This is a genomic window from Pseudomonas paraglycinae, assembly GCF_021601625.1.
Taxonomy (GTDB): domain Bacteria; phylum Pseudomonadota; class Gammaproteobacteria; order Pseudomonadales; family Pseudomonadaceae; genus Aquipseudomonas; species Aquipseudomonas paraglycinae.
On the sequence record NZ_BQHR01000047.1, the window covers coordinates 1 to 278 of the forward strand.

Below are 278 nucleotides of genomic sequence, written 5' to 3' on the forward strand. Positions count from 1 at the left end.
CGAGGCTGAAAAGCGTAGTCGATGGAAAACAGGTTAATATTCCTGTACTTCTGGTTATTGCGATGGAGGGACGGAGAAGGCTAGGCCAGCTTGGCGTTGGTTGTCCAAGTTTAAGGTGGTAGGCTGAGATCTTAGGTAAATCCGGGATCTTAAGGCCGAGAGCTGATGACGAGTTGCCTTTAGGCGACGAAGTGGTTGATGCCATGCTTCCAAGAAAAGCTTCTAAGCTTCAGATAACCAGGAACCGTACCCCAAACCGACACAGGTGGTTGGGTAGA

The 278-nt window shown here is 49.6% G+C and carries 1 rRNA gene; it reads left to right on the forward strand.

From position 1 onward, the window contains the following. Nucleotides 1-278, forward strand: a 23S ribosomal RNA gene (locus L6D82_RS28500); the annotation flags it as partial.